Origin of the sequence: Calidithermus terrae (genome assembly GCF_003574345.1) — a bacterium.
In the GTDB taxonomy this organism is placed as follows: Bacteria; Deinococcota; Deinococci; order Deinococcales; family Thermaceae; genus Calidithermus; species Calidithermus chliarophilus.
In genome coordinates, this window is record NZ_QXDL01000374.1 from 1 (window position 1) to 1977 (window position 1977).

Annotated in this window: 1 protein-coding gene and 1 pseudogene; both read right to left on the minus strand. The window is 73.3% G+C overall.

Features of this window, described 5'->3' with window-relative positions:
• Positions 1–668, minus strand: a pseudogene (locus Mterra_RS20840) (hypothetical protein); the annotation flags it as partial.
• A complete protein-coding gene (locus tag Mterra_RS20845; RefSeq protein WP_119316825.1) occupies positions 668–1663 on the minus strand; it encodes an AAA family ATPase in 996 nt (331 codons plus the stop codon). The gene Mterra_RS20845 and the pseudogene Mterra_RS20840, both read right to left, overlap by 1 nt.
• Positions 1664–1977: the final 314 nt, after the last annotated feature.

Sequence of the window (1977 nt, forward strand, 5' to 3'; positions counted from 1 at the left end):
GCGTGGGGGTTCTCGGCCGCGGCCCGGCGCACCTCCTCGGCCTCGTCGAGCAGCAGCCGGGCCAGGGTCTCGGGCGGGGCCTGGGGGTGGGCGGCCACCGCCTGCCGCAGGGCGTAGTCGGGGGCCTGGGCCACGCGCCCCAGCAGCCACGGCGGCACCAAGCCCAGCGCCAGCGCGTCGAAGAGCTGGCCGCTGTCGGCCTCGGTAGGGGCCTCGAGCAGCGCCCCTTCCGCCGCCGGCTCCCCGGGAAGGCCGACGTGCAGCCGCGCCGCCTGCCGCACCTTCTCGGCCGGGTGGTTTTGCAGGGCCTCGAGCGCCTCCCGCGGCAGCCGCGGGTTGCGGCACAGCGCCAACAGCGCGTCCTCGTCGCCGTGCTTGAGGGCCCAGCGCACGAACTCGGGCCAGCAGGCCGGGCTGCCCAGCAGGCGGTTGCGGCTCTCCGGGCGCGCCTCGGCCAGCAGGTTGGGGTTCTCCAGCAGCAGCAGGTCGAGGACCGGGTTGTGCAGCAGCTCCTCGGGGAAGTGCACCGCCAGCCGCAGCAGCACCGCCGTGGGGGCGTTGGGGTTGGCCGCCACCGCCCGCCGCACCTCCGCCCGCCGGTGGCTCGCCAGGCGGGCCAGGCGGGAGGGCGGGGTGCTGGCCCGGGCGGCCTCGGCGAGCGCGTCCATCAGAACACCAGCTCGCGGAAGCGGCCCAGGAACTCCTCCAGCCGCGGCTCGGCCTTGCGCAACTGCGCCAGCTCGCCCAACTGCCCGCGCAGGCGCAGGCGGGTGAAGAGGTCGCAGGCGAAGAGCTGCACCCACTCGGGCGGGGCCACCTCCACCATCCAGCGGAAGGCGTGCAGGGCCTGCTGCGCCGTCTCGGCCCGCAGGGTCAGGCCCAGGGTGAGCGCGTAGCGGGCCGAGGGCTCCTCGGGGAAGGCCTTGCCGGTGCGGCCCTCGAGGACGTCGGTGAGCTCGGGCAGCACCGCGTAGACCTGCTCGAAGGCCGCGAACTCCGCCGCCGCCCCCCGCCCCACCACCGGCGCGACGTCCAGGCCCGCCTTGAGCAGGTGCGAGGCCATCTCCCAGCTCCGCGGGCTCGGCCAGGCCGGGCTCTTGGGGTCGGGGTGGTGCAGCAGCCCCGGGCGGAAAGCCAAGAAGGCCAGGATGCGCTCGTGCAGGCCGCTCGCGAAGGCGTAGGCCTTGAAGCTCTCGAAATCGGGCTCGACCTCGAGGTGCAAAAAGCGGTTCGCCAGCGGCGCGGGCATGTCGAAGACGGCCGCCCGGTCCTCCTTGCGGTTGCCCGCCGCCCACACGTACCACCCCTCGGGCAGCTCGTACGACCCCACCTTGCGGTCGAGGATGAGCTGCTGGGCGATGCCCTGCAGGGTGGGCGGGGCCATGTTGAGCTCGTCGAGGAAGAGCACCCCCTCCCCTTCCCTCGGCAAGAACTCCGGCGGGAACCAGCGCGAGACGCCTCCCTCCGGCACCGGCAGCCCCCGCAAATCGGTGGGCGCGAGCTGCGACAGCCTCAGGTCGATGAACTCGAGCCCGTGCGCCCGCGCCGTCTGCGCCGCGATGCTCGACTTCCCCACCCCCGGCGGCCCCCACAGCATCACCGAGAGCTTGAGCCTGTGCTGGATGAGACCCCGCAGGTACTGCGCGAGCGAGTTAGGCGTCACGCCTGCAAGGTAGGGCACTGCAGGCCTGCTGCTGTAGGCCAGGTCACCTTCCCCATGAGATTCGGCGGGATGAGGGCGAAGGTTAAGCGTTGGTGGGGTTGTAGCCGATAGCTAATAGCCGATAGCCGAACGCCGAACGCCCTTCGGGATCAATCATCCGCTGGGGTTGTGACCGCCCCACAGGCCAACTACAGCCCCACTTCCCAGGGGACAGGTGCTCATGCCGTGCTGCCCGCCCCGGCCGTGGATCCGCGGCTCACGCGGGAGGGGGTGGGCGGGGTGGCGCAGACGGGCATGCCGCCGGGGCCGGCGGC